We start from the raw sequence: 26873 nt of genomic DNA on the forward strand, positions 1-26873 counted from the left end.
CCTGTCCGCTCTTTCAATCTCGTGACGGAGGGCTGCCCATGAGCCGGCGCGCCTGGGTGCCCTGGATCGTGTTCGGCCTGCCGGTGCTGGTGTTCTCCGTCTGGGCCATTGCCGACAACTCCTCGTTGTACTTCAAGACGCTCCTCAACGGCTTGACGCTGGCCTCGCTCTACTTCCTGGTGGCCAGCGGCTTCACGCTGGTGTTCGGGCTGATGCGCAACGTGAACCTGGCGCACGGCTCGCTCTACCTCATCGGTGCCTACGTCGGCTGGATGGTGGGCGAGCGCACCGGCTCCTGGGTGCTGGCGGTCGTCGCGGGCTTCCTGGCGGCCGCCGTCCTGGGCCTCTTGATGCAACTGCTGATCTTCCGCCACATGCAGGGGCAGGACCTGCGCCAGACGCTGGTGACCATCGGCCTGTCGATCGTGCTGGCGGACCTGGCGCTGTGGGCCTGGGGGGCGGAGATCTACACCTTCGATCCGCCCTCGTGGATCTACGGCTCCACCACGCTGCCACTGGTCAACAAGTTTCCGACCTACCGGATCTTCGTGTTCATCGCTTCCGTCGTGATCGGCGTCGGCCTGTGGCTGCTGCTGGCCCGCACGCGGGTGGGCATGATGATCCGCGCCGGCGTGGACGACCGGGCCATGCTGTCGGCCTCGGGCGTGAACGTGCAGCGCGTGTTCGCCCTCACCTTCGCGATCGGCGCGGGCCTCGCCGGGCTGGCCGGCGTGGTCGGCGGCACGGCGCTTTCGATCTCGCCGGGCGAGGACACTCGCTATCTGCTCGCCTCGCTGGTGGTGGTGATCGTGGGCGGCATGGGCAGCGTGGTGGGCGCGGCCATCGGCGCGCTGCTCATCGGCCTGGCCGAGCAGTTCGGGCTGGCCTACGCGCCCACCTACAGCGTGGTGTTCACCTTCGTGATCATGGTCGTGGCGCTGGCCTTCAAGCCGCGCGGGCTCATGGGGAAGAGAGTCGTATGAGCGCAGCGCAGTGGCGACGGGCCATGAATTCGTCGGCGGCCGCGTCCGCCGTGGCTGCGCGCCGGCCGACCGACCTGCACGCGGTGCCCGCCTCGCCGGCTTCGGCTGCGGCCCCGGGCGCCTGGCCCAGGCTGAGCGCGGCCTGGAGCACGGTGCGCTGGCGGCATGCCGTGGTGCTGCTGGCGCTGCTGGTCTATCCCTTCGTCGTCTCGCCCTTCTTCACCTTCCAGATCGGCGCGCAGTCGCTCGCGCTGGGGCTGATCGCGCTGTCGCTCACCTTCCTGGGCGGCTACGGCGGCATGGTGTCGCTCGCGCAGATGACGGTGGCCGGCTTCGCCGCCTACATGCTGGCCATCTTCGGCACCAGCAGCAACACCGCCATCAGCCTGGGCTGGCCCTGGTGGCTGGCCCTGGCGGTGGCGATCTCGCTGGCCACGCTGTTCTCGGCGGCCATCGGCTGGCTCTCGGTGCGCACCGAGGGCATCTACACCATCATGATCACGCTGGCGGTGGGCGTGGCCTTCTTCTACCTGGCGCAGCAGAACTACACCGTGTTCAACGGCTTCCAGGGCTTCAGCCGCATCGGGCCGCCCACGCTCTTCGGCTACGACCTGCACCAGCCGCTGCCCTTCTACTTCATCGTGCTGTCCTGCTCGCTGGGCGGCTACTGGTTCGTGAAGTACCTCATCGGCGCGCCCTTCGGCGTGGCGCTGCAGGGCATCCGCGACAACCCGCGCCGCATGCAGGCGCTGGGCTTCAACGTGACGGCACACCGCGTGGCCGCCTATGCGGTGTCTGGCTTCCTTGCCGCCGTGGCCGGCGTGCTGCTGGTCTGGTACAACGGCCGCATCTCCCCCGGCACGGTGGGCACCGGGGCGATGATCAACATCCTCATCATCGCCGTGCTCGGCGGCATGAAGCATCCCATCGGCGCGTTCATCGGCGCCATCGTCTTCGTGCTCCTGCAGAACTTCGCCATCGACCTGATCGACCGCGAACGCTTCAACCTCGTCATCGGCGGCGTCTTCCTCGCCATCGTCCTGTTCTCCCCCGACGGCTTGCTCGGCTTGTGGCAGTCCCTGCGCACACGCCTGGCCGGCCGCCGCATCAGCAAGCACGGCCTTGGCCGTATTCATCAATGACAACCAGGAGCGAGACATGAGCAGAGCAAGAGGAGTGTTCGTACGCAGCATCGTCGGCACGGCGGCGTTGATGGCGATGGGTGGACTTGCGCAGGCACAGGAGACCCTGAAGATCGGCCTGCTGGCCACGCTGGAGGGCCCCTTTGCCGCACCGGGCCAGGACGGCATGCGCGGCGCCGACCTCGCGCTCAAGGAAAAGAACGGAATGGCGGGCGGCAAGAAGATCGAGTTCGTGAAGGTGTCCTCGGACGCCACGCCCGACAAGGCGGTGAACGCCACGCGCAAGGCCGTGGAGCAGGACAAGGTGCAGATCATGATCGGCCCGCTGTCCGGCGACGAGGGCGTGGCGGTGAAGAACTACGCCAAGACGCAGCCCAACATCACCTTCGTCAACGGCTCCTCGGGCGCGCAGAGCACCACGCTGGTCGACCCGGCGCCCAACTTCTACCGCTTCAACACCGAGGGCGCCCAGTGGATGGTGGGGCTGGGCGAGCACGCGCTGGGCAAGGGCTACAAGAAGCTCTACCTGATCTCGGAGGACTACGGCTTTCCCTACTCGCAGGTGCAGGGCTTCATGGCCAGCTACTGCGCCAAGGGAGGCAAGGTGGTCGACAAGGCCTGGGTGCCGCTGGGCACCAAGGACTACGCCTCGGTCATCGCCAAGATCCCCAAGGAAGTGGACGCGCTGCTGGTGGTGCTGGGCGGCTCCGACGCGGTGAACTTCCTCACCCAGTACGAGCAGGCCGGCGGCGACAAGCCCATGATCGGCGGCTCCATCACGGTGGACCAGACGGTGCTCAACTTCAAGGGCAAGCGCCGCGAGTCGCTGCTGGGCACGGCCTCGGCCGGCCCCATGGCCGATTCGATCGACACGGCCCAATGGAAGAAATTCGTGTCCGACTACAAGGCCAACTTCAAGGACGGCTTCCCGAGCCCCTCGCTCTTCGCCTACCTCTACTACATCAACACCAAGGCCACGCTGGACGCGCTGGACGCCGTGAAGGGCGACCTGTCGAACGGCCAGAAGGCCTACCGCGACGCGCTGCAGAAGACCAACTTCGCCGGCCCCGCCGGCGTGGTGAAGATCGACGCCAACCGCAACGGCGTGGGCGACACCTACATCACCGAGGTGTCCAAGGCGCCCGATGGCAGCTTCTACAACAAGGTGGTGAAGACAATTCCCAACGTGTCGCAGACGCTGGGCCTCTCCGACGCCGACTTCAAGAAGATGGGCCTGGGCTCGCGCGACGTGCCCGACTGCCGCTAGTCCACTAAAGAGAAGGCAGGCACCGATGGCCACCCTCGCCCCCCTTCGCAACGCCGTGCGCGCGCAGGCCCGTGGCCAGCCGCGCGCCGGTGCCGACGCGCAATTGCTCTCGGGCGATGCGCTGCGGCTGGACGGGGTGACGCGGGCCTTCGGTGCGCTGCGCGCGGTGGACGAGGTCTCGCTCACCGTGGCCGCCGGGCAGAAGTACGCCATCCTGGGCTCGAACGGCGCGGGCAAGACCACGCTGTTCAATGCCATCACCGGCGACTTCCCGCCCACCGGCGGGCGCATCCATTTCTTCGGCGAGGACATCACCGAGCTGCCGCCGCACGAGCGCATCCGCAAGGGGCTGCGGCGCACCTACCAGTCCTCGCTGCTGTTCCGGGAGCTGAGCGTGCGCGAGAACCTGTTCCTGGCGGTGCGCGGCGTGGCCAGCGGCCGCTTCAGCTTCCGGCGCGCGGGCGACGCACATGCGTCCACCCGCGCTACGCAGGACCTGCTGGAGCGCACCCGGCTCACGCACATCGCCCACGAGCTGGTCGCCAACCTGGCGCACGGACAGCAGCGCCAGCTGGAGATCGGCATGGCGCTGGCCGGGGCGCCGCGCCTGATCCTCTTCGACGAGCCGGCGGCGGGCCTCTCGCCCGCCGAGCGGCGCGAGCTGGTGGCGTTGCTGCGCTCGCTGCCGGCGCACATGAGCTTCGTGCTGATCGAGCACGACCTGGACATCGCCCTGCGCGTGGTCGACAAGGTCACGGTGATGCACAACGGGCGCGTGCTGCGCACCGGCACGCCGCAGGAGATCGAGTCCGACACGCAGGTGCAGGCGATCTACATGGGGAGCCGCCACTGATGGCCTGGTTCGGCAAGCAATCCGAAGAGCGCGGCGGCAACCTGCCGGCCGCCACCGGCGTCCCCGTGCTGGCCGTGGCTTCGCTCGACGTCTTCTACGGCCACGCCCATGCGCTGCAGGGCGTGAGCCTGTCGCTGGAGCGCGGCGTGCTGGGCATCGTCGGGCGCAACGGCATGGGCAAGACCACGCTTTGCAATGCCATCACCGGCATGGTGCCGGCGCGCGGTAGCGTGCGGCTGGCGGGCGAGGAAGTGCTGGGCATGGCGCCGCACGAGATCACCCGCCGCGGCATCGCCTACGTGCCGCAGGGGCGGCGCGTGTGGCCATCGCTTTCGGTCGACGAGACCCTGCGCCTGGTCGCGCGCAAGCGCCGCGAGGTGGACCGCGTCTATGCCATGTTCCCGCGCCTGGCGGAGCGGCGCGGAAACGGCGGCGCGCAGTTGTCGGGCGGCGAGCAGCAGATGCTGGCCATCGGGCGCGCCCTGCTGCTGGAGCCCCGCCTGCTGGTGATGGACGAGCCCACCGAAGGCCTGGCGCCGGTGATCGTCGACCAGGTGGCGCAGGCCTTGCGCGAACTCGCGGCAGAGGGGCGCATCGCGGTGCTGCTGATCGAGCAGAACCTGGGCGTGGCCATGTCGGTGGCGGACCGGATCGGCGTGATGGTCAACGGCCGCATCGCGCAGGAGATGCCAACCTCCCAGTTGGCGGCCGACCGCGAACTGCAGGAGCGGCTGCTGGGCGTTCGCTCCGGCGGCGAGCAGGCGGACGAGGAAGCGCCTTCCGCCGAAGCCGCGGCCGGGGAGGCGCGCACGCAGGTCTTCACGGTACGGCGCGCGCACGCCGAATCGGGCGCGCCCTCGCTGGACAAGGTCGCACCGGCCGCGGTGCGCGGTTTCAACCGCTGGAACGCCGGCGGCACGGCAGCGCCCGTGGCCGACATCGCGCGGGCGCCGGTGCTGGCGGAAGTGCCGCCCGCAGCCGCCACCCCCGCACCAACCAGTGCCGCGCCCGCACCGCGCGTCTATGAATTCCCGGTGGCCGCAACGAGCCTGCGCTCGGCCTACGTCACCGGCACCTTCGACACCAAGGGCCGCGAACTCAACTACCTGCGCCAGAGCCTGGAGAAGCTGGGCCTGCGCGTGGTGACGGTGGACCTCTCTACTTCCGGCAAGCCCTCGTCGGCCAGCGTGCATCCGCGCGAGGTGGCGCGCCACCATCCGCAGGGCGAGGCGGCGGTGTTCAGCAACGACCGCGGCAACGCGATGACGGCGATGGCGCAGGCCTTCGAGGCTTTCCTGCTCACGCGGCGCGACCTGGGCGGCATCATCTCGGCCGGCGGCTCGGGCGGCACCTCGCTGGCCACGCGCGGCATGCGGGCGCTGCCCATCGGCGTGCCCAAGGTCATGGTGTCCACCATGGCCAGCGGCGACACCCGGCCATACGTGGGGCCCAGCGACATCTGCATGATGTATTCGGTGACCGACGTGCAGGGCATCCATCGCATCAGCGAGCTGGTGCTGTCCAACGCCGCCAACGCGTTGGCCGGCATGATCGCGCACCCGCCGATAGCGTCCACGACGGCTTCACGCCCTGCCCTGGGCCTGACCATGTTCGGCGTGACCACGCCCTGCGTGCAACACGTGACGCACCGGCTGGAATCCGAGTACGACTGCCTGGTCTTCCATGCCACCGGCGTGGGCGGCCAGTCGATGGAGAAGCTGGCGGACTCGGGCCTGGTGGCCGGCGTGATCGATGTGTCGACCACCGAGGTGGCCGACGAGATCGTGGGCGGCGTGCTCTCCGCCGGCCCCGGCCGAATGGACGTGTTTGCCCGTCACGCCCTGCCCTACGTGGGTTCGTGCGGCGCCCTGGACATGGTGAACTTCGGCGCCTGGAACACGGTGCCCGAGCGCTTCAAGGGCCGCAACCTGTACCGCCACAACCCCAGCGTGACGCTGATGCGCACCACGGCCGAGGAGTGCCGGCAGATCGGCGAGTTCATCGCGGCCAAGCTCAACGCAATGCGCGGGCCGGTGCGCTTCCTCATTCCCGAGCAGGGCGTGTCGGCCATCGACCGGCAGGGGCAGCCCTTCTTCGATGCGCAGGCGGACAAGCTGCTGTTCGACACCATCCAGAGCCAGTTCCGCGCCGGGCCGCAGCGCAGCCTTCAGCGGCTGCCGCTGCACATCAACGACGAGGCCTTCGCCGACGCGCTGGTCGCGGCCTGGCGGGAAATCGCGCAGCCCATGGCCGCGGGCCGGCGCGCCGGATAGAGCAACAACAAGCAGGAGGAAAGCACATGCCACGCATCGCCAGATCCACCGTCCTCGCCAAGCTGCGCGCCAAGATGGCCGCGGGCCAGCCCATCATCGGCGGCGGCGCCGGCACCGGCCTGTCGGCCAAGTGCGAGGAGGCTGGCGGCATCGACCTGATCGTGATCTACAACTCCGGCCGCTACCGCATGGCCGGGCGCGGCTCGCTGGCGGGGCTGCTGGCCTACGGCAATGCCAACGACATCGTGTGCGACATGGCGCGCGAGGTGCTGCCGGTGGTCAAGAGCACGCCGGTGCTGGCCGGCGTGAATGGCACCGACCCCTTCATGATCGCGGACGACCTGCTGGCGCGCCTGACGTCGCTGGGGTTTTCCGGCGTGCAGAACTTTCCCACCGTGGGCCTCATCGACGGCGTGTTCCGCGCCAACCTGGAAGAGACCGGCATGGGCTACGGGCAGGAGGTGGCCTTCATCCGCAAGGCGCGGGCGCTGGACCTGCTGACCACCCCCTATGTGTTCAGCGAGGACGACGCGCGCGCCATGGCCGGCGCCGGCGCCGATGTCGTGGTGTGCCACCTGGGGCTGACCACCGGCGGCAGCATCGGCGCGGGCACGGCCCTGACGCTGGCGGACTGCATCCCGCGCATCAATGCCTGGGCCAAAGCAGCGCTGGAGGTGAATCCGGAAGCGATCGTCCTGTGCCACGGCGGGCCCATCGCCACGCCGCAGGACGCGCACCACGTGCTGGCGCATTGCCCCGACTGCGCCGGCTTCTACGGGGCCAGCTCCATGGAGCGGCTGCCCACGGAGGTGGCGCTGACCGAGACCACCCGCCGCTTCGTCGAGATCACGCGATAAAACAAGGAGTCGACATCCATGTCAGGCGCTCAATTCGGAAACTTCATCCTCGGCCTCATCGTGGTGGCGATCGTTGTCGCCATTGCCGTGTGGCTGCTGCACTGGCTCTACCTGCGAAGCTCCAAGGAAAGGGCCTTCGTACGCACCGGGCTGGGCGGGCAGAAGGTGGTGCTGGGGGGCGGCGCCTTCGTGCTGCCCATCGTGCACGACGTCATTCCCGTCAACATGAACACGCTGCGGCTGGAAGTGAGCCGCGGGCGCGACAAGGCGCTCATCACCAAGGACCGGATGCGGGTGGACGTGATCGCCGAGTTCTACGTGCGCGTGGCCACCAATCCCGAGGCCGTGGCCAACGCCGCCCAGACCCTGGGCCTTCGCACCATGGAGCCCGAACAGCTCAAGGAACTGGTGGAAGGCAAGTTCGTCGACGCCTTGCGCACCGCCGCGGCCGAGATGACCATGGAAGAGCTGCACGAGAAGCGCGGCGCCTACGTCAAGCGGGTGCGCGACTCCGTCGCGGAAGACCTGACGAAGAACGGCCTGGAGCTGGAAGCCGCTTCGCTCACCCAGCTTGACCAGACCGGCATGGAGTACTTCAACCCCAGCAACGCCTTCGACGCCGAGGGCCTGACGCGCCTGACCGAGCAGATCGAGCGCCGCAAGAAGCAGCGCAACGACGTGGAGCAGGACACGCTGGTGGCCATCCGCAACAAGAACCTGGAGGCCGAGAAGCTGTCGCTGGAGATCGACCGCGACGCCGAGCATGCCCGCCTGGCGCAGCAACGCGAGGTGGAGATTGCCCGCGCCCGCCAGCGCGCCGAACTGGCCGCCGAGCGCGCCATGCGCGAGCAGGACGCCGAGGGCGCGCAGATCAGCGCCAAGCAGGCCATCGACGCGGCGCGCATCCGCTCGGACCAGCAGCTGGAGCAGGAGCGCATCACCAAGGAACGCGCCATCCAGGGCGCCGAGATCGAGCGGCGCATGCAGCTGGAGCTGGCCGAGCAGAAGCGCGCGATTGCAGTCGCCAAGGAGAGCAAGGCCCAGAGCGAGGCGCAGGCCGAGGCCGAGCAGGCCCGCGCGCTGGCCATCGCCGCCGAGGAAAAGGTCTTCACCGTCCGCGACGTGGAAGCGGCCGAGCGCAAGAAGAAAATCGAGCTGATCGCCACGGCGCAGCAGGCGGAGCGTGACGCGATGCGGCTCACTTCCGCCGCCCAGGCCGAGAAGGAAGCGGCCGCGGACCGCGGCGACGCCATCCGCGCGCAGGCCGAGGCCGATGCCGACGCCGAGAAGATCAAGGCCATGGCGCAGCGGGTGCGCGCCGAGATCGAGGCCGAGGGCCAGCGCCTGATGAACGAGGCGCACAACATGCTCACGCCCGACGCCCGCGCCTCCGCCCTGCGCATGCGGCTGGTGGAGAAGGCCGAGGCCATCATCCGCGAGTCGGTGCGGCCCATGGAGCGCATCGAGGGCATCAAGATCCTGCAGGTGGACGGGCTGGGCGGTTCGGGCGGCGGTGGCGGCGCGAATGGCGCCGACGGCAGCGGCAACTTCTCGGACAGCGTGGTCAATTCGGCGCTGCGCTTCCGGGCGCAGGCGCCGCTGGTGGACCAGCTCTTGCGCGAGATCGGCGTCGAGGGTGGTGACATCCAGCGCCTGGCCAGCACCACCAGTGGCATCCATGCCGCACTGCCCACCGGCGCAGGTGGTCAAGGCAGCGGCGGCAAGAAGGAGTAGCCGATGGTGCAGGTCTACGCCTCCAGCGTGATCGATTCCAGCGCGGACAACGTGTGGTCGCGCATCCGCGACTTCAACGGCCTGCCGCTGTGGCACCCGGCCATCGCCGACAGCCGCATCGAGAACAGCCAGCCGGCGGACCGCATCGGCTGCATCCGGCACTTCCACCTGCGCGATGGCGGCACCATCCGCGAGCGGCTGCTGGCCCTTTCGGACTACGACTACAGCTGCAGCTACGAGATCCTGGAGAGCCCCATGGGCGTGGAGCGCTACGTGGCCACGCTCAAGCTCACGCCCGTGACCGACGGCGGACGCTGCTTCGCCGAGTGGAGCGCCGAGTTCGAGTGCGCGCCGGGCCGCGAGCAGGAGCTGTCCGAGACGATCGGCGGCGGCGTGTTCCAAGGCGGCTTCGACGCGCTCAAGCGCCACTTCGGCGGGCGTTGACCGCCATGCTGCAGCGCGTGGTCCGCTCCACCGTCATCGACGCGCCCATCGAGCGCGTGTGGGCGGTGCTGCGCGACTTCAACAGCCACGATCAATGGCACCCGGCCATCGAGGCCAGCCACATCGAGGGCAACGAGCGCAGCGACCAGGTGGGCTGCGTGCGCAGCTTCACGCTCAAGGACGGCAACCACATCCGCGAGCAGCTGCTGACCCTGTCGGACCGCGACCACCGCAGCACCTATTGCATCGTCGAGGCGACCGTGCCGCTGCAGCGCTACGTGGCCACGGTCACGCTCAAGCCGGTGACCGACGGGCAGCGCACCTTCTGGCATTGGGAATCGACCTTCTCCACCCCGCCGGGCCGCGAGGCGGAGTTGCGCGACATGGTGTCGCAGGGCGTGTACGAAGCGGGCTTCGAGGCCTTGCGCCGGCATCTGCGGCAAGGCGCCGACCTGCGCCCTGCCGGCAGTGCGCCCATGCCCACCGCCCTGCCCCTGCCCTCGCGCCGCGTGGCCCTGCGCCGCTACGGCGATGCGGGCGAACTGGTGGCCGAGGACGCGCAGGCGCCTGCGCCGCGCGAGGGCGAGGTGCGCATCCGCCAGCGCGCCATCGGCCTGAACTACATCGACGTGTACCTGCGGCGCGGCTGGGTGCCGCAGATGCTGCCTGTCTCGGCGGCGCAGCCGGGCGTGCCGGGCATGGAAGCGGCGGGGAGCGTGCTCGACACCGGCCCGGGCGCAGGTGCGTTTCTGTCGGGTGATCGCGTCGCCTACCTGGGGCCGTCACCGGGCGCCTACTGCAGCGTGCGCAGCGTGCCCGCCGACTGGGTGGTGCGCCTGCCGCCCGAGGTGGACGACGAAGTTGCGGCGGCCCTGCTGCTCAAGGGCATCACCGCCGACTACCTGCTGCGCGACCTGGGCCACGTCGGCCGCGGCACACGCCTGCTGGTGCATGCGGCGGCCGGTGGCGTCGGCCTGCTGCTTTGCGCGTGGGCGAAGCGGCTGGGCGCCACGGTGCTGGGAACCGTGTCCAGCGAGGCTAAGGCCAGGCTGGCGCGCGAGCACGGCTGCGACCAGGTGATCGTGACGCGCGACTACCGCTTTGCCGATGCGGTGCAGCGCGCCTGCGGCGGCGCCGACGTGGTGGTCGACGGCCTGGGCGCGGCGGCGCGCGAGGAGAACCTGGCCGCCCTGGCGCGCTGCGGCCACTGGATCAGCCTGGGCCAGGCCAGCGGGGCGCTGCCGCCCATCGAGCCCGATGCGCTGCTGGGCAAGTCGCTGAGCTTCTCGCGGCCGGTGGTGTTCGACTACGTGGCCACGCCGGCGAAGCTGGCCGAGCGGGCCGACCGCCTCTGGGCCGCGCTGGCCGAAGGCACGATCCGTGTGCCGCCCATCGAGCGCTTCTCGCTCGACGCCGCCGCGCAGGCGCATGGAAGACTGGAATCGCGCGAGCGCACCGGGGCCCTGGTGCTGGTCGCGTAGTCATCTCATTCAAGGAGCAGTTCCGATGATCGTCGGCATGAACCACTTCACCGTCATCGCCGAGGACCGGCAGAAGACGCTGGACTTCTACTGCGGCCTGCTGGGCCTCACCGAGGGGCCTCGGCCCGACCTTGGCTTTCCGGGTGCCTGGCTCTATGCAGGCGGGCCGCAGGCGGTGCTGCACATGTACTTCGAGCGGCCCGTGCCGCCGGGGCGGTCGGGGGTGATCGACCACATGGCCTTCACGGCCAAGGACCTTAAGGCGGTGAAGGCGCGCTTCGATGCGAGCGGGACGAAGTACGACCTGCGCCAGCAGGTCGGCGCGGGAACCTGGCAGTTGTTCTGCCACGACCCGTCGGGTGCGAAGGTGGAACTGGATTTCGATCCTTCCGAGACGCTGTGAGCCCCGGTACAGCGGCGGCAATCTGACCTGAGCGCTCCAATACGGTAAAATGCCGTATTGGACAGGAAGGAACACCGATGACAGCCGCTGCCCGCTTCGATCTCAAGATGGACGCCGAAGAGAAGGACGTCATTGCCAAGGCCGCGTCCCTCATGGGCACGACCATGGCGGCGTTCGTGCGCGCGGCCGCCAAGGAAAAGGCGCAGCAGATGCTCGAGCGCGAATCGCGCGTGACCCTGTCCCGGAAGGACTTCGCCGCCTTTGCCGCTGCGCTCGATACCGCCTTCCAGCCGAATCCTGCACTGCAGAACGCCCTGACCCAGGCCCGGAAGAAGGTCAGGCGTGCTTGAGGACTTGCCGCTGGATCCCAACCTCCACGACCGGAACGGATTCGACTGCGGCGTCCCGGCCCTCGACGAGTACCTGAGCCGCTTCGCCGACCAGCATCGGCGCCGAGGAATCACATCGGTCTACGTGCTGGCCGACTCCGAGGCCCCCAGGCTGATCCTGGGCTACTACACGCTGAGCGCGGCGGAAGTCGATGCGCAGGAGCTCGACGAGCGCGATCGCAAGCGATTGCCCCGCTACCCCGTGCCCTGCTTTCGCATGGGACGGCTGGCCTGCCGTACAGACCAGCGCGGCAAGGGCATCGGTAGCCTGCTGGTCGGCCTTGCGGTCGACCGCTGCCTCAAGGCCAGGGAACAGGTGGCTGCCTACGCCTTGCTAGTGGATGCCAAGGACGAGCAGGCAAAGCTGTTCTACGAACGTTACGGATTCAGCGCGTTCGCCGGCAACCCCTTGACCCTGTACCTGCCGCTTGGCAAGTGAGGGAAGCACGTCGGCCGATCGGCCTGCTCGTCCGATAATCACCCCATGAACCCCTTGCTTTCAAAGCTCCAGCCCTACCCCTTCGAGCGGCTGAAGCAACTGTTCGCCGGCGTCACGCCGGATCCCGCCCATGCCCCCATCAGCCTGGGCATCGGAGAGCCCAGGCACGCGACACCGGGCTTCATCAAGGACGCCCTGACCGCTGGCCTCGGTGCCCTGGCCGTGTACCCCGCCACCGCCGGCGACCTGAAGCTGCGCCAGTCCTTCACGTCCTGGCTCAAGACGCGCTACCAACTGGAACTGGACCCGGCCACCCAGGTGCTGCCGGTCAACGGCTCGCGCGAGGCCCTATTCGCCCTGGCGCAAACGGTGGTCGACACGAGCAAGTCGGCGGCGCCGGTGGTGCTCTCGCCCAACCCCTTCTATCAAATCTACGAGGGTGCCGCGCTGCTGGCCGGCGCCGAGCCCTACTACGTGCCCAGCGTGCCCGAGCGCAACTTCGCGGTCGACTGGGACAGCGTGCCGGCCGAGGTCTGGGCGCGCACGCAGCTGGTCTTCGTCTGCTCGCCCGGCAACCCCACCGGCGCGGTGATGCAGCTGGACGAGTGGCGCAAGCTCTTCGCCCTCTCGGACAAGCACGGCTTCGTCATCGCCTCGGACGAGTGCTACAGCGAGATCTATTTCCGGGACGAGGCACCCCTGGGCGGCCTGGAAGCGGCCGCGCGGCTGGGCCGGCGCGACTACCGCAACCTGATCGCCCTCACCTCGCTGTCCAAGCGCAGCAACGTGCCCGGCCTTCGCAGCGGCTTCGTGGCGGGCGATGCGGCCATCATCAAGTCCTTCCTGCTCTACCGCACCTACCACGGCAGCGCCATGAGCGGTGCCGTGTCCGCGGCCAGCATCGCCGCCTGGGGCGACGAATCGCACGTGGTGGACAACCGCGCGCAGTACCGCGCCAAGTTCGCCGCGGTAACACCTTTGCTGGACAAGGTGCTGGACGTGCGCCTGCCCGATGCCAGCTTCTACCTATGGGCCGGGGTTCCCGCGGCGTGGCAAGGCGACGACACCGCCTTCGCCCGCGAGCTCTACGCTCAATACAATGTGACGGTGCTGCCGGGCTCCTACCTGGCACGCGACGCGCAAGGCCACAACCCCGGCCGCGGACGCATCCGGATGGCCCTGGTGGCCGACACCGCCGAATGCGTGGCGGCTGCACACCGCATCGTCGAATTCGTCAACAAGGGCCGCTAGCCACCTCCAGCCGACGCCGCCCTGCCTCCAGATACCAACCAGAGCATTCCAGAATGACCCAGCAACTCCAGCAAACCATCGACGCCGCGTGGGAAGACCGCGCCAACATCTCGGCCACCGCCGCCTCCAAGGAAGTGCGCGACGCCGTCGACCACGTCATCGCCGAGCTCAACAACGGCAAGCTGCGCGTGGCCACCCGCGAAGCCGTCGGCAAGTGGACCGTGCACCAGTGGATCAAGAAGGCCGTGCTGCTGTCCTTCCGCCTGAAGGACAACGAGCAGATGCAGGCCGGCTCGCTGGGCTTCTACGACAAGGTGCCCACCAAGTTCTCGCATCTGTCGGCCAGTGAGCTGAAGGACGCGGGCGTGCGCATCGTGCCGCCGGCCGTGGCCCGCCGCGGCAGCTACATCGCCAAGGGCGCGATCCTGATGCCCTCGTACGTGAACATCGGCGCCTACGTGGGCGAAGGCACCATGGTCGACACCTGGGCCACCGTGGGCTCGTGCGCGCAGATCGGCGCCAACGTGCACCTGTCGGGCGGCGTTGGCATCGGCGGCGTGCTGGAGCCGCTGCAAGCCGGCCCCACCATCATCGAGGACAACTGCTTTATCGGCGCCCGCTCCGAGGTGGTCGAGGGCGTGGTCATCGAAGAGAACTCGGTGCTGGGCATGGGCGTGTACATCGGCCAGAGCACCCCGATCTTCAACCGCGACACCGGCGAGACCGTCTTCGGCCGCGTGCCGGCGGGCAGCGTGGTCATCAGCGGCAACCTGCCCAAGAAGACCAAGTCGGGCCAGGACTACAGCACCTACGCCGCGATCATCGTGAAGACGGTGGACGCGCAGACCCGCTCGAAGACCAGCCTGAACGACCTGCTGCGCGACTGATCGGCGTCCGCAGCCCGGCGGAGGGGCCGGGCCGCGGATCTTGGGAACGACGACAACGCTGACGACGACAACGACGAGGAGAAACCGATGAGCACCATGGAGCGCATTCTTCGCCTGATGGCCGACCGCAAGGCTTCGGACATCTACCTGTCGGCGCATGCGCCGGCGCAGATCCGCATCAACGGCCAGTGCCTGCCGATCAATGCGCAGCTGCTGCCGCCAGAGGCGCCCGTCGCGCTGCTCGCCGAAGTCCTCCCCGCCAGCCGCATCGAGGAGCTCAAGCGCACCGGCGAGCTCAACACCGCCGTGGCGCTGGAAGGCGCCGGCAACTACCGCGTGAGCGCCATGCGCCAGCGCGGCAGCTACGCGGTGGTGGTGCGTCACATTCCCTCGGACATCCCGGCCTTCGATTCGCTGAACCTGCCGCAGATCCTCAAGACCCTCATCATGGAAAAGCGCGGGCTGATCCTGATGGTGGGCGCCACCGGCGCCGGCAAGACCACCACGCTGGCCTCGATGATCGACTACCGCAACGAGAACGCCAGCGGCCACATCCTCACGGTGGAAGAGCCGATCGAGTTCACCTACACCAACAAGAAGTCGCTGGTGAACCAGCGCGACATCGGCAGCGACACCCAGTCGCTGCAGCTGGCACTGAAGAACGCGCTGCGCCAGGCGCCCGACGTGATCCAGATCGGCGAAATCCGCGACCGCGAGACCATGGATGCGGCCATTGCGTATGCGCAGTCGGGCCACCTGTGCGTGGCCACGCTGCATGCCAACAACAGCTACCGCGCGCTCAACCGGATCCTGAGCTTCTACCCGGTGGAAGTGCGCTCCACCCTGCTGGGCGACCTGGCCTCGGCCATGCGCGCCATCGTCTCGCAGCGCCTGCTGCGCACGCCCGCCGGTGCGCGCGTGCCCGCCATCGAGATCATGCTCAACACGCAGCTGGTGGCCGACCTGATCGAGAAGGGCGACTTCTCCGCCGTGAAGGAAGCCATGGAGCAGTCCATGGCCGAGGGCTCGCAGACCTTCGAGGAAGACATCGCCCGGCTGATCATCGAGGGCCAGGTGGACCGCGCCGAAGGCCTAGCCAACGCCGACTCGCCCACCAACCTGATGTGGCGCCTGCAGAACCGCCAGGCGCCTTCCGACAAGCGCGAAGACCGGGCCCTGCTGGACCAGGTTGAAGAGCCCACTTTCACCGACATCACGCTCGACGTGAAGTTCTGACCCGAATGTCCCGCACGCTGCTCCTTGCCGAACAACTGATCTCCCGCCCCTCGGTCACTCCTGAAGACGGGGGCTGCCAGCAGTTGCTCGGCGAGCGGCTCGCGCGCCTGGGCTTCGAGCTCGAGACCATCGAAAGCGGCCCCGACAGCTTCCGGGTGACCAATCTCTGGGCGATGCGACGCAGCAGGCAGCCGCAGGCGCGCACGCTGGTCTTCGCCGGCCACACCGACGTGGTGCCCACAGGCCCGCTGGAGCAGTGGACCAGCCCGCCCTTCACGCCCACGCACCGCGAGGGCAAGCTCTACGGCCGCGGCGCCTGCGACATGAAGACCTCGCTGGCCGCCTTCGTGGTGGCCATCGAGGAATTCCTGGATGCCAACCCCGATCCCCGGCTGAACCTCGCCCTGCTGCTCACCAGCGACGAGGAAGGCCCGGGCGTGGACGGTACCGTCATCGTCTGCAACCAGTTGCGCGACCGGGGCGAGAAGCTGCACTACTGCATCGTGGGCGAGCCCACCGCGGTGGAGCGCACCGGCGACATGATCAAGAACGGCCGCCGCGGCACCATGAGCGGGCACCTCACTGTCAAGGGCATCCAGGGCCACATCGCCTACCCGCACCTGGCGCGCAACCCGGTGCACACCCTGGCGCCGGCGCTGGCCGAACTGGTGGCCATCAACGACGCGGGTGCCTGGGACTCGGGCAACGCGCACTTCCAGCCGACCAGCTGGCAGGTGAGCAACTTCCACGCGGGCACCGGCGCCAGCAACGTGATCCCGGGTAACGCGGTGGTGGACTTCAATTTCCGCTTCTCGACCGAATCCACGCCCGAATCGCTACAAAAGCGCGTGCATGCCGTGCTGGACAAGCACCAGCTCGACTACGAGCTGAACTGGACCGTGGGCGGCCTGCCCTTCCTCACGCCGGCCGGCGAACTGGTGGCGGCTGCGCAGCAGGCGATTCGCGACGAAACCGGCATCGAGACCGAGCTGTCCACCAGCGGCGGCACCAGCGACGCGCGCTTCATCGCCAAGGTCTGCGAGCAAGTGGTGGAGCTTGGCCCGGTCAACGCCAGCATCCACAAGATCGACGAGCACATCGCGGTGGCCGACATCGACACGCTCAAGAACATCTACCGGCGCGCCATCGTCGCGCTGGACGCCCTGAGGGCAGCATGAGCGCCGCGCCGAGCCGACCCAAGCAAGTTCGCACCGCAGTGCGAAGCACGGAGGTGCGCCGATGAGCACCGTCATCGAGCTGATCGAGGCCGGTGCCAAGCTGCTGGACGAGGCCGACGTGGCTTTCGGCCACGGCACCACCAACGCCTTCGACGAAGCCGCCTGGCTGGTGCTGTGGCGCCTGAAACTCCCGCTGGACGACATGGACTCGGTGGCCGAGCGCGAGGTCTCCCCTGCCGACGCGCAGCGCGTGGGCGCCCTGCTGCAGGAGCGCATCGACACCCGCATGCCGGCGGCCTACCTTACCCGCGAGGCCTGGCTGCAGGGCGTGCCCTTCTACGTGGACGAGCGCGCCATCGTGCCGCGCAGCTTCGTTGCCGAGCTTCTGGCCGAGGGCACCATCGACCCCTGGCTGGGCGACCACACGAAGCGCGTGCTGGACCTGTGCACCGGCAACGGCAGCCTGGCGGTGCTCGCGGCCATGGCCTATCCGGACGTGAAGGTGGACGCAGCCGACCTGTCGACCACGGCATTGGAAGTGGCCGCCATCAACGTCACGCGCCACCAGCTGGACAAGCGCGTCACGCTGCTGCACTCGGACGGCCTGGCCAGCGTGCGCGGGCCCTACGACCTGATCCTGTGCAATCCGCCCTACGTGAACGCGCACAGCATGAGCGAGTTGCCCGCCGAATACCGGGCGGAGCCCGAGCTGGCGCTGGCCGGTGGAACGGACGGCATGGACTTCATCCGAGGCCTTTTGGCGGACGCGCCTTCCTGTCTGAGCGAAAATGGCGTCCTGGTGCTGGAAATCGGCAACGAGCGCGAGCATTTCGAGGCCGCTTTCCCGCACCTTGAGGTGGTCTGGCTGGCCACCAGCGCCGGCGAGGACCAGGTCCTTTTGCTGACGCGAGACAATCTGGCCTAGCGCACGGGCGGAAAAGCACCGCGCCATCCACACGATAAACCGCACCGGCCCGGCCCCTCATCGGCCGACCCGTGCAACCTGAACACGACTGCTCCCCGACGCCACCGGTAGGCGCGGGAGCGAACGCATTACATGATCACCCTCAAGAACGTCGTCCTGCGCCGCAGCAGCAAGGTCCTGCTCAACGGCGCCAGCGTCACCATCAACCCCGGCGAGAAGGTCGGCCTGGTGGGGCGCAACGGCGCCGGCAAGTCCACCCTGTTCGCCCTGTTCAACGGCACGCTGCACGAGGATGGCGGCGACTTTTCCGTGCCGAAACAGTGGCGCCTGGCCCAGGTGGCTCAGAACATGCCCGAGACGGATGAGTCCGCGACGGAGTTCGTGGTGGGTGGTGACACCCGCCTGGCCGAAGTTCGACAGGTGCTGGCCGATCTCGAACAGAAGCACGCCGCAGACCCCGACGACCACGACATCGGCATGGAGCTCGCCCACGCCTACACGGACCTGGCCGACGCCGGCGAGCACGACGCCGTGCCGCGGGCGCAGGCGCTTATCCTGGGGCTGGGCTTCAAGGTGGCCGAGCTGGACGAGCCGGTGAACAGCTTCTCCGGCGGCTGGCGCATGCGCCTGCAGCTGGCCCGCGCCCTCATGTGCCCCAGCGACCTGCTGCTGCTGGACGAGCCCACCAACCACCTGGACCTGGACGCGCTGGTCTGGCTGGAAGCCTGGCTGCAGCGCTATGCCGGCACCATGATCGTCATCAGCCACGACCGCGAGTTCCTGGACGCGGTGACCGACGTCACGCTGCACATCGACCAGGCCAACCTGGTGCGCTACGGCGGCAACTACAGCAAGTTCGAGGAAATGCGCGCGCTGCAGATGGAGCAGCAGCAGGTCGCGTTCTCGCGCCAGCAGGAGAAGATCGCGCACCTGCAGAAGTTCATCGACCGCTTCAAGGCCAAGGCCAGCAAGGCCAAGCAGGCGCAAAGCCGGGTCAAGGCCCTGGAGCGCATGGAGAAGGTCGCGCCGCTACTGGCCGAGGCCGACTTCACCTTCGAGTTCAAGGAGCCGAACAACATCCCCAACCCGATGCTGTCCATCAGCGACGCGGCCTTCGGCTACGTGCAGGAAGACGCGCCGCCCAAGGTGATCCTGACCGGCGTCAGCCGCTCGGTGCTGGCGGGCCAGCGCATCGGCATCCTGGGCGCCAACGGCCAGGGCAAGTCCACTTTCGTGAAGACCATCGCCCGCGAGATGGGCGCGCTGGCCGGCACGGTCACCGAGGGCAAGGGCCTGAGCATCGGCTACTTCGCGCAGCAGGAACTGGACGTGCTGCATCCGGCCAGCAGCCCGCTGGAGCACATGGTCCGCCTGGCGCGCGAGCTGGGCGCGGGCTCGCGCGAGCGCAGCACCGAGCAGGACCTGCGCGGCTTCCTGGGCAGCTTCAACTTCAGCGGCGACATGGTCAAGCAGGCCGTGGGCACCATGAGCGGCGGCGAGAAGGCGCGCCTGGTGCTGGCCATGATGGTCTGGCAGCGCCCCAACCTGCTGCTGCTGGACGAGCCGACCAACCACCTGGACCTGGCGACGCGCGAGGCGCTGGCGGTGGCGCTGAACGAGTTCGAAGGCACGCTGATGCTGGTGAGCCACGACCGCGCGCTGCTGCGCTCGGTGTGCGACGAGTTCTGGCTGGTGGGCCGCGGCAAGGTCGCCGATTTCGACGGCGACCTGGACGACTACCAGCGCTACCTGCTGGACGAAGCCAAGCGCCAGCGCGAGCTGGCCAAGGAAGCCGGCCGCGCCGCCGATGCGCACGCCCAGGCGCAGGCACAAGCCGCAGCCGCCGCCCTGGCAGCTGCAGCACCTGCCCCTGCTCCCGCCTCTTCCCGTGAGCAGCGCCAGCAAGACGCGCAGGACCGCCAGCAGCGCCTGGAGCGGCAAAAGCCCATCAAGCGCGAACTGACCAAGGCCGAGACCCGCCTCTCAGCCGCCAGCACCGAGCGCGACGCGCTCGAAGCCCGGATGGCACAGCCCATGCCACCCGCCGAGATCGCCGAGGCCGGCAAACGGCTGAAAGCACTCACCGACGAGATCGCCGAACTGGAAGAACGCTGGCTGCGCCTGACGGACGAGCTGGAAGCCATCGGCGCCTGAGGGCACCGCACTCCGGGCAAACCTGCCCTGCGGCATTGCCGGGCCGTCCGCGGTTCGGCCACCACCCTTCCTGGAGTTCGCTCACCGACGCAACTGGTGCGTCTGCAGCGCCAATTGAGTGCGTGCGGCGTCCACACGCGCACCGCTTTGGATCAAATGATTCATTTTTGTCATTTATTGATTTATTTGATTCATATTGCTATCTTGCGTGGCTGCATCGGCCATCCAGGCCGCTGCGGGAATCCATCCGTCCACCAGGAGCACCACGCATGTATCTCAAGACAATCGCCGCGCGCATTGCGATGTCGGCCGCCACGGTGAGCGGCGCCGTCGTCGCGCTCGCCGCCACCGCTGTGCCCGCCCTTGCCGCCGACTGGACCGTGGGCGCCAACATCGGCAACGTGCCCTGGGAATTCCAGGACGCTTCCGGCAAGTTCGTCGGCTTCGAAATCGACCTGGTTAACGAAGTTGCCAAGCGTGCCGGCAAGACGGTGGAGATCGAGAACATCCCGTTCAATGGCTTGTTTCCGGCGGTGCAGTCGGGCCGGATCCAGATGGCCGTGTCCAGCATCACCATCACTCCCAAGCGCCTCGAGTCGCTCGCCTTCGCACAACCCTACTACGACAGCGACCAGTCGCTGTCGGTGCTCAAGACCAGCAAGATCGACAAGCTCGAAGACTTGTCGGGGAAGACGGTGGGTGTGGACACGGCTTCCACCGGCGACATCTACGCCACCGAGAACACCGCCAGGCTGAAGATCGCCAGGATCACGCGCTACGAGGGCCTGGCGCCGGCGATGCTCGACCTGGCCGCGGGCCGCATCGACGGCTACATCAGCGACATCCCGGCCGTGGAGTACTACATCAAGGACAAGCCGCAATACCGCATTGCCGCGCGCATTCCGACCAACGAGCGCTACTCCTTCATGTACGCCAAGAACTTTCCCGACGCCGCCAAGGTCAACGACATCCTGAGCGCGCTGAAGAAGGAAGGCTTCGTCTCGGCCACCCACAAGAAGTGGTTCGGTTCGGTGCCGCCCGACACATCGTCGAGCGTGAAGGTGATGGACGTGCCCAAGCTTTGAGCGAATTTTCCAGCCCCGCCAACACAGGCCCCGCCGACCCCACCGATCCCACCCGATAGAGACTGCGCCCCGCGATGAATCTGCTCGACACGTTCTTCAATTGGCCGGTGTTGCGGGGTGCCCTGCCCATGCTGCTGGAGGGCCTGTGGATCACCATCGTGCTTGGCGCGGTCAGCATCTCGCTGGGCTTCGCAGGCGGCCTCTTCATGGCGTTGGTGCGGCTTTATGCGGCGCGCTGGCTGGCCGCGCTGGCGCGTGTGTACATCGACGTGTTCCGTTCGATCCCGCTGCTGGTGCTGCTGGTGCTGGTGTACTACGCCCTGCCCTTCGTCGGCATCCGGCTCACCTCCTTCGCGGCGGCAGCCACGGCGCTGTCGCTGGTGTCGTGTGCCTATACGGCCGAGATCCTGCGCGCCGGCATCGAAGCCATACCCCGCGGCCAGTTCGAGGCCGCAGACGCCATCGGCCTGGGCTTCTTCAACCGCATGCGTGACGTGGTGCTGCCCCAGGCGCTGCGCATCGTGGTTCCGCCGCTCACGAGCAATTGCATCAATGTGCTGAAAGACACGGCGCTGGCCTCGGTGGTGGCCATGCCCGACCTCCTGAAGCAGGCGACACAGGCGCAGGCCCTGGCCGCCAATCCCACGCCGCTGATCGGCGCCGCGTTTCTCTATCTGTTGCTGCTGTTGCCGCTGGTGCGGCTCGTCGGCTTCTTCGAAGGGCGGCATCGCGCCGCGGTACGGTGAAGACATGTTGACCACCACCGAAACTTCCGCACAGATCCGCATCCGCGGCCTGCACAAGTTCTACGGCGCTTTCGAGGCGCTGCACGGCATCGACCTGGACATCCGCGTCGGCGAGGTGGTGGTGGTGATCGGGCCTTCGGGCTCGGGCAAGTCCACGCTGATCCGCTGCATCAACCTGCTCGAGGAGTACCAGCGCGGCGAGGTGCTGCTCGAAGGCAACAAGGTCGTCCGCGGCCGCGGCCTGGCCAGGATCCGGGCCGAGGTCGGCATGGTGTTCCAGAGCTTCAACCTGTTTCCGCACCTCACGGCGTTGGACAACGTGGCGCTCGGGCCGATGCGGGTCCGCCACCTGTCCCGGCGCCAGGCAGAGGCCTGCGCGCGGGCCCTGCTCGACAAGGTCGGACTGGCGCAGCACGCCCACAAATTGCCCGGTCAGTTGTCGGGCGGACAGCAGCAGCGCGTGGCCATCGCGCGCGCGTTGGCCATGGAGCCCAAGGTGCTGCTGTTCGACGAACCGACATCGGCGCTCGACCCGGAGATGGTCGGCGAGGTGCTCGACGTGATGCAGAAACTCGCGCGCACCGGTGTCACCATGGTCATCGTCACCCATGAAATGGGCTTCGCGCGCCGCGTTGCCGACCGCGTGATCTTCATGGAGGGCGGCCGCGTGATCGAACAGGCGCCGCCGGAAGCCTTTTTCACTGCGCCTCGCGAGGAACGCACCCGTGCCTTCCTGCAGGCCATCCATCAGCACTGAAGCCATGCAGACCGCAAACCCCAAGCTCGACCTGGCGCACATCCGCGCCGAGTTTCCCGCACTCAACGACGAGGTGGCTTTTCTCGACAACGCCGGCGGCTCGCAGGTGTTGCGCCGCGTGGCCGACCGGGTGCGCGACTACCTGCTCACCAGCGCCGTGCAACTCGGCGCCAGTTATGCCCAGTCGCAGGACGCCGGCAGCAAGGTGCTGGCCGCACGCCGCTCGGTGGCGGAACTCATCAACGCCCCGTTCGACGACGAGGTCGTGATGGGCAGCTCGACCACCTCGCTGATGTTCCAGCTCACCAGCGCCATCCTGCCCACCGTGCAACCCGGCGACGAGATCATCGTCACCAACACCGACCATGAAAGCAACATCGGCGGCTGGATGCGCTTGGCCTCCGCGGGCGCAGTGTTGAAGGTCTGGGAAGTCGACACCGAAACCCTGCAACTCGACCTGGCCACGCTGGACACCTTGCTCACGCCGCGCACGAAGTGGGTGGCGATGACGCACGCCTCCAACATCCTGGGCACGGTGAACCCGGTGGCACAGGTCGCCGAGCGGGTGCACGCCGTCGGCGGCCGGCTCTGTGTCGACGCCGTGGCCTACGCGCCGCATCGGCTGGTCGACGTGCAGGCCAGCGGCGCCGATCTCTACGCCTACAGCTTCTACAAGGTGTTCGGCCCGCACTACGCGGTGTTGTGGGGCAAGCGCGAACTGCTGCTGTCGCTGCCCAGCCTGAACCACTATTTCATCGGCCCCGAGGTGCTGCCCTACAAGCTGCAGCCGGGCAACGTGAACTACGAGCTCTCGTACGGTTGCATGGGCATCAGCGACTACCTGATCGACGTGGGCACCCGCTTGGGCGGCACCGGCAGCGCGCGCTGCAGGATGCAGACCGCATTCGACGCTTTCGAGCGGCATGAGGACATGCTCTGCGAACGCCTGCTCGCGTACCTGCGCGAAAGGAAGTCGGTGCGCATCATCGGCATGGACAGCGCGTTGCACGGTGGCCGCGTCCCCACCGTGAGCTTCACGGTGGCTGGCGTGCAGTCCGAATCCATCGTGCGCCACACGGACCGCTTCCAAATCGGCATCCGCTTCGGCGATTTCTACGCGAAGCGGCTGGTCGACCGTCTCGGACTGCAGCCGCAAGGCGGCGTGGTGCGGGTGTCGATGGCGCACTACAACACGCCGGAAGAAATCGACCGCCTCGTCACGCACCTGGACGAAGCCATTCCATGACCACCGACACCCTGATCCGCAACGGGCGCGTCATCACGGCCACGGACGACTACGTGGCCGACGTGCTGATGCGCGATGGCGTGTTCCACACCATCGGCCGCGGCATCGAGGTCGGCGAAGACGTGGCCGTGGTCGACGCCACCGGGCTCTACGTGCTGCCCGGCGGCGTGGACACCCATGTCCACCTGGAAAACGTGATCGGCCCGACCATCACCTGCGACACCTTCGCCAGCGGCACGCGCGCCGCCGCCTTCGGCGGCACCACCACCATCGTCGACTTCGCGCTGCAGACCGAGCTGGATTCCCCGCTGGGCGCCATCGCGCGCGCCCAACGCAGCGCGGAATCGCAGGTGGCGGTTGACTACAGCGTCCACGTGATCATCACGCGTGTGGACGACCAGGTGCTCAAGGACGTGCGCCACGCCATGCTTCACGAGGGCGTGACCAGCTTCAAGATGTTCATGGCCTACCCGGGCGTGATGATGGCCGACGACGCCGCCATCTTCCGCATGCTGCGCCAGGTGGGTGCCGACGGCGGCATGGTGGCGCTGCACGCCGAGAACGGCACGGTCATCGACCTGCTCATCAAGGAGGCACTGGACGCCGGCCACACCTCGCCGCGCTATCACGCCATGACGCGCCCGGCCATCATGGAGGGCGAAGCGACGCACCGGGGCATCCGCCTGGCCGAACTCGCCGAGGCGCCGATCTACTTCGTGCACGTGTCCAGCAACGAGGCGCTCAAGCACATCGTCACCGCACGCGCCGAAGGCATCCCGGTGTTCGCCGAGACCTGCCCGCATTACCTGCTGTTCGACGATTCGGTCTACAGCAGCGACGACGTGGCGATCGCCAAGTACGTGATGACGCCGCCGCTGCGCACACCGGACGACCAGAAGCACCTGTGGCGCGCGCTGCGCTTCGACGACCTGCAGGTGATCGCCACCGACCACTGCCCCTTCTGCATGAAGGAAGGCCACCTCGGCTACCGCATGCAGAAGATGCGCGGCAAGGATGATTTCTCGCTGATTCCGAATGGTGCACCCGGCATCGAGACTCGCCTGGTCAGCCTGTTCGACATCGGCGTCATGCAGGGCAAGCTGTCGCTGAACCGGTTCGTCGAGCTCACCGCCACCACACCGGCCAAGTTGTTCGGCCTGTTCCCGAAGAAAGGCACGATCGCGGTGGGCAGCGATGCCGACGTGGTGCTCTTCGACCCGGCGGCGAGCCAGACCGTCCATGCCCACGAACTGCACGGCAACTGCGACTACACGCTGCTCGAGGGCCACCACCTGCGCGGCAAGGTGGAGAAGGTGTTCCTGCGCGGCCAGCTGATCGTGGACGGCGCGCAATGGCTGGGCCGCGAGGGCATGGGCCGCTTCGTGCCGCGCGGGCAGGTTCGGGCGTTCTGACACGCGACAATCGGCGCTTATGAGTGCTGCGAGCGCCCCTTCCCTGCCCACCGATCTTGCTGGCCTGCGCGAACTGATTGGCCGCGAAAGCGAACGCCTCACCCCGCGCATGCGCGACGCAGCGCGCTACACCATCGAACACCCGAACGACATCGCCCTGAACCCGGTCGCTACCGTGGCCGAGATCGCGCAGATCGCGCCGGCCGCGTTCATCCGCATGGCCAAGGCACTGGGTTTCGGAGGGTACTCAGAACTGCAGCGTCTGCTGCGCGAACCCCTGCAGTATGCGGCCAAGCCAACCTTTCGCGAGCGCATCCGGCACTTCGGTGGCGAGCAGCCGCTGGACCGGCCGGACGACCCGGCCGAGGTGCTGCGTGCGTTCAGCCGCGCCAACATCGTGTCGCTCGAACACCTGCAGGACAACGCCGCAAGCCTGCCGCTGCGGCAAGCGATCACGCTCATCGAGAATGCCCGCATCGTGCATGTGCTGGGCCTGCGACGCTCGTATGCGGTGGCCGCCTACCTCGCCTATGCGCTGAACCGCGTGGGCCGCCCTGCGGTGCAAATCACCGGCATCGGCGGCGCCATCGCCGAACAGGCCAGCACGGTGAGCGCTGATGACCTGTTGATCGCCGTCAGCTTCCCGCCGTACGCGGCCGACACGCTCCAGGTGTGCGAACAGGTGCGCGCCGGCGGCGCCCGGCGCCTGGCCATCACCGATGCCGTCCTGAGCCCGGTGGCGCGCAACGCCGACCTGGTGCTGGAGGTCGACGACGCCAAGCTGCTCGGCTTCCGGTCACTGACCTCGGCCATGTCGCTGGCGCAGACGCTTGCCGTCGGCCTGGCGTTCAGCAAACGCCAGAAGCGCAAGGGCCGCACGCCAAACGGGCGCGCAGCCGCCCTGCCGTCGGCGGACCTGCACGAAGTCGATTGCTGACACCATGGCCAGGCACCGCTCCAGCTTGCCCATCGCGGCGCTCACAGCCGAGGCTTTTCGCCCGTTCGGCGACGTCATCGAAGCCAGCCCCACGGCGCGCCATTTCCCCATCAACAGCGGTTTTGCGGAACGCTTCCACGACCTTGCCCGGGTCGATGTCAACACCGAGGGTGGCCGCGCCATCGTCAGCATCTTCCAGGCCCTGCCGCGTACGCTGCCGATGCAACTGCGGTTGCTCGAACGGCATCCGCTGGGCAGCCAGGCCTTCATGCCGCTGTCGCCGCGTGCCTACCTGGTGGTGGTGGCGCCGGCCAATCCTGATCGCGATGGGCCCGATCTTGCCGCGATGCGCTGCTTTCGCGCGGAGCCCGGCCAGGGCGTGAATTACGCGCGCGGCACATGGCACCATCCGCTGATCGCGCTCGACGCGCCGAGCGACTTCCTGGTGGTCGACCGCGGCGGCGCGCCGGGCGACCTCAATTGCGACGAGCACCCGCTCGGCGCGCAAGCAGCCTGGGTCGGCTAGTGTGGTGCAGCCATTCAAGGGCAGCACAGCAGCGCCGCGCAGCCGCCAAGCAACATCGCGCCGACAAGAAAGCTGCCCGCGCTTGAACGGTCCGGGTTTCATTGGGTAAACCACCACCGCCGAGTCACGTTTCCGAGACGGTGCCTCAGGGTTCGCCCTGAGCCGCTTAACATGAGTCGTTGCAAGTCTGCAACTTATGAAAAAGCAGCCCTGTTCAGGTCATTGCGGCACTGTATGCGACTGTATAAAGCCATAGTTTTTGGAGAAT

The 26873-nt window shown here is 68.0% G+C and carries 25 protein-coding genes and 1 pseudogene; all 26 read left to right on the forward strand.

Features of this window, described 5'->3' with window-relative positions:
- The first annotated feature begins 38 nt into the window (after positions 1-38).
- The 26 genes and pseudogenes from BM345_RS14670 to BM345_RS14790 all read left to right on the forward strand — a co-directional run bounded on the left by BM345_RS14670 (position 39) and on the right by BM345_RS14790 (position 26605).
- Positions 39-983, forward strand: a complete 945-nt coding sequence (locus BM345_RS14670) for a branched-chain amino acid ABC transporter permease (RefSeq protein ID WP_093380596.1) — start codon at positions 39-41, stop codon at positions 981-983.
- Positions 984-1006: 23 nt separating this feature from the next.
- Positions 1007-2125, forward strand: a complete 1119-nt coding sequence (locus BM345_RS14675; protein ID WP_093380597.1) for a branched-chain amino acid ABC transporter permease — start codon at positions 1007-1009, stop codon at positions 2123-2125.
- A 16-nt stretch (positions 2126-2141) separates the two neighbouring features.
- Entirely contained in the window at positions 2142-3392 is a 1251-nt protein-coding gene (locus BM345_RS14680) for an ABC transporter substrate-binding protein (RefSeq protein ID WP_093380599.1), read from the forward strand.
- Between the two features lie 25 nt (positions 3393-3417).
- Complete coding sequence (locus tag BM345_RS14685; protein WP_093380601.1) at positions 3418-4245, forward strand: ABC transporter ATP-binding protein; 828 nt, start codon at positions 3418-3420, stop codon at positions 4243-4245.
- Positions 4245-4757: pseudogene (locus BM345_RS30760) on the forward strand (ABC transporter ATP-binding protein); the annotation flags it as partial. The gene BM345_RS14685 and the pseudogene BM345_RS30760, both read left to right, overlap by 1 nt.
- 537 nt (positions 4758-5294) lie before the next feature.
- Complete coding sequence (locus tag BM345_RS14690; RefSeq protein WP_254789745.1) at positions 5295-6518, forward strand: Tm-1-like ATP-binding domain-containing protein; 1224 nt, start codon at positions 5295-5297, stop codon at positions 6516-6518.
- A gap of 26 nt (positions 6519-6544) precedes the next feature.
- Positions 6545-7375, forward strand: a complete 831-nt coding sequence (locus BM345_RS14695) for a phosphoenolpyruvate hydrolase family protein (RefSeq protein WP_093380604.1) — start codon at positions 6545-6547, stop codon at positions 7373-7375.
- A gap of 18 nt (positions 7376-7393) precedes the next feature.
- Positions 7394-9109 (forward strand): flotillin family protein, encoded by a 1716-nt coding sequence (locus BM345_RS14700; protein ID WP_093380606.1) that lies wholly within the window; start codon positions 7394-7396, stop codon positions 9107-9109.
- Positions 9110-9112: 3 nt separating this feature from the next.
- Complete coding sequence (locus BM345_RS14705; RefSeq protein ID WP_093380607.1) at positions 9113-9553, forward strand: SRPBCC family protein; 441 nt, start codon at positions 9113-9115, stop codon at positions 9551-9553.
- Between the two features lie 5 nt (positions 9554-9558).
- Complete coding sequence (locus BM345_RS14710; protein WP_139237524.1) at positions 9559-11034, forward strand: SRPBCC family protein; 1476 nt, start codon at positions 9559-9561, stop codon at positions 11032-11034.
- 25 nt (positions 11035-11059) lie between these two features.
- A complete protein-coding gene (locus BM345_RS14715) occupies positions 11060-11437 on the forward strand; it encodes a VOC family protein (protein ID WP_093380611.1) in 378 nt (125 codons plus the stop codon).
- Between the two features lie 77 nt (positions 11438-11514).
- The gene (locus tag BM345_RS14720; protein ID WP_093380613.1) at positions 11515-11787 is read left to right on the forward strand and encodes a type II toxin-antitoxin system TacA family antitoxin; all 273 of its coding nucleotides are present in this window, start codon (positions 11515-11517) and stop codon (positions 11785-11787) included.
- A complete protein-coding gene (locus BM345_RS14725) occupies positions 11780-12265 on the forward strand; it encodes a GNAT family N-acetyltransferase (protein ID WP_093380615.1) in 486 nt (161 codons plus the stop codon). The genes BM345_RS14720 and BM345_RS14725 overlap by 8 nt, the downstream gene beginning before the upstream one ends.
- A 45-nt stretch (positions 12266-12310) precedes the next feature.
- Complete coding sequence (gene dapC / locus BM345_RS14730; RefSeq protein ID WP_093380617.1) at positions 12311-13516, forward strand: succinyldiaminopimelate transaminase; 1206 nt, start codon at positions 12311-12313, stop codon at positions 13514-13516.
- 53 nt (positions 13517-13569) lie between these two features.
- Positions 13570-14403, forward strand: a complete 834-nt coding sequence (dapD, locus tag BM345_RS14735; RefSeq protein ID WP_093380619.1) for a 2,3,4,5-tetrahydropyridine-2,6-dicarboxylate N-succinyltransferase — start codon at positions 13570-13572, stop codon at positions 14401-14403.
- A gap of 87 nt (positions 14404-14490) precedes the next feature.
- Complete coding sequence (locus tag BM345_RS14740) at positions 14491-15639, forward strand: PilT/PilU family type 4a pilus ATPase (RefSeq protein ID WP_093380621.1); 1149 nt, start codon at positions 14491-14493, stop codon at positions 15637-15639.
- 5 nt (positions 15640-15644) lie between these two features.
- On the forward strand, positions 15645-16817 hold the full coding sequence (dapE, locus tag BM345_RS14745; protein ID WP_093380623.1) for a succinyl-diaminopimelate desuccinylase: 1173 nt from the start codon (positions 15645-15647) through the stop codon (positions 16815-16817).
- 61 nt (positions 16818-16878) lie between these two features.
- The gene (gene prmB, locus BM345_RS14750) at positions 16879-17742 is read left to right on the forward strand and encodes a 50S ribosomal protein L3 N(5)-glutamine methyltransferase (RefSeq protein ID WP_093380625.1); all 864 of its coding nucleotides are present in this window, start codon (positions 16879-16881) and stop codon (positions 17740-17742) included.
- A gap of 132 nt (positions 17743-17874) precedes the next feature.
- A complete protein-coding gene (locus BM345_RS14755) occupies positions 17875-19896 on the forward strand; it encodes an ABC-F family ATP-binding cassette domain-containing protein (RefSeq protein WP_093380627.1) in 2022 nt (673 codons plus the stop codon).
- A gap of 269 nt (positions 19897-20165) precedes the next feature.
- The gene (locus BM345_RS14760) at positions 20166-20981 is read left to right on the forward strand and encodes a transporter substrate-binding domain-containing protein (RefSeq protein WP_217653987.1); all 816 of its coding nucleotides are present in this window, start codon (positions 20166-20168) and stop codon (positions 20979-20981) included.
- 74 nt (positions 20982-21055) lie between these two features.
- On the forward strand, positions 21056-21727 hold the full coding sequence (locus BM345_RS14765; protein ID WP_093380629.1) for an amino acid ABC transporter permease: 672 nt from the start codon (positions 21056-21058) through the stop codon (positions 21725-21727).
- A gap of 4 nt (positions 21728-21731) precedes the next feature.
- A complete protein-coding gene (locus tag BM345_RS14770; protein ID WP_093380631.1) occupies positions 21732-22484 on the forward strand; it encodes an amino acid ABC transporter ATP-binding protein in 753 nt (250 codons plus the stop codon).
- A 4-nt stretch (positions 22485-22488) separates the two neighbouring features.
- On the forward strand, positions 22489-23730 hold the full coding sequence (locus tag BM345_RS14775; protein ID WP_093380633.1) for a cysteine desulfurase-like protein: 1242 nt from the start codon (positions 22489-22491) through the stop codon (positions 23728-23730).
- Complete coding sequence (gene hydA, locus BM345_RS14780) at positions 23727-25142, forward strand: dihydropyrimidinase (protein ID WP_093380634.1); 1416 nt, start codon at positions 23727-23729, stop codon at positions 25140-25142. The genes BM345_RS14775 and hydA overlap by 4 nt, the downstream gene beginning before the upstream one ends.
- A gap of 19 nt (positions 25143-25161) precedes the next feature.
- Positions 25162-26079: a MurR/RpiR family transcriptional regulator gene (locus BM345_RS14785; protein ID WP_093380636.1), complete on the forward strand. Its 918-nt coding sequence runs from the start codon at positions 25162-25164 to the stop codon at positions 26077-26079.
- A gap of 4 nt (positions 26080-26083) precedes the next feature.
- On the forward strand, positions 26084-26605 hold the full coding sequence (locus BM345_RS14790; RefSeq protein ID WP_093380637.1) for an ureidoglycolate lyase: 522 nt from the start codon (positions 26084-26086) through the stop codon (positions 26603-26605).
- Positions 26606-26873 lie beyond the last annotated feature (268 nt).

Source organism: Variovorax sp. OV329 (genome assembly GCF_900114785.1).
In the GTDB taxonomy this organism is placed as follows: Bacteria; Pseudomonadota; Gammaproteobacteria; order Burkholderiales; family Burkholderiaceae_C; genus Variovorax.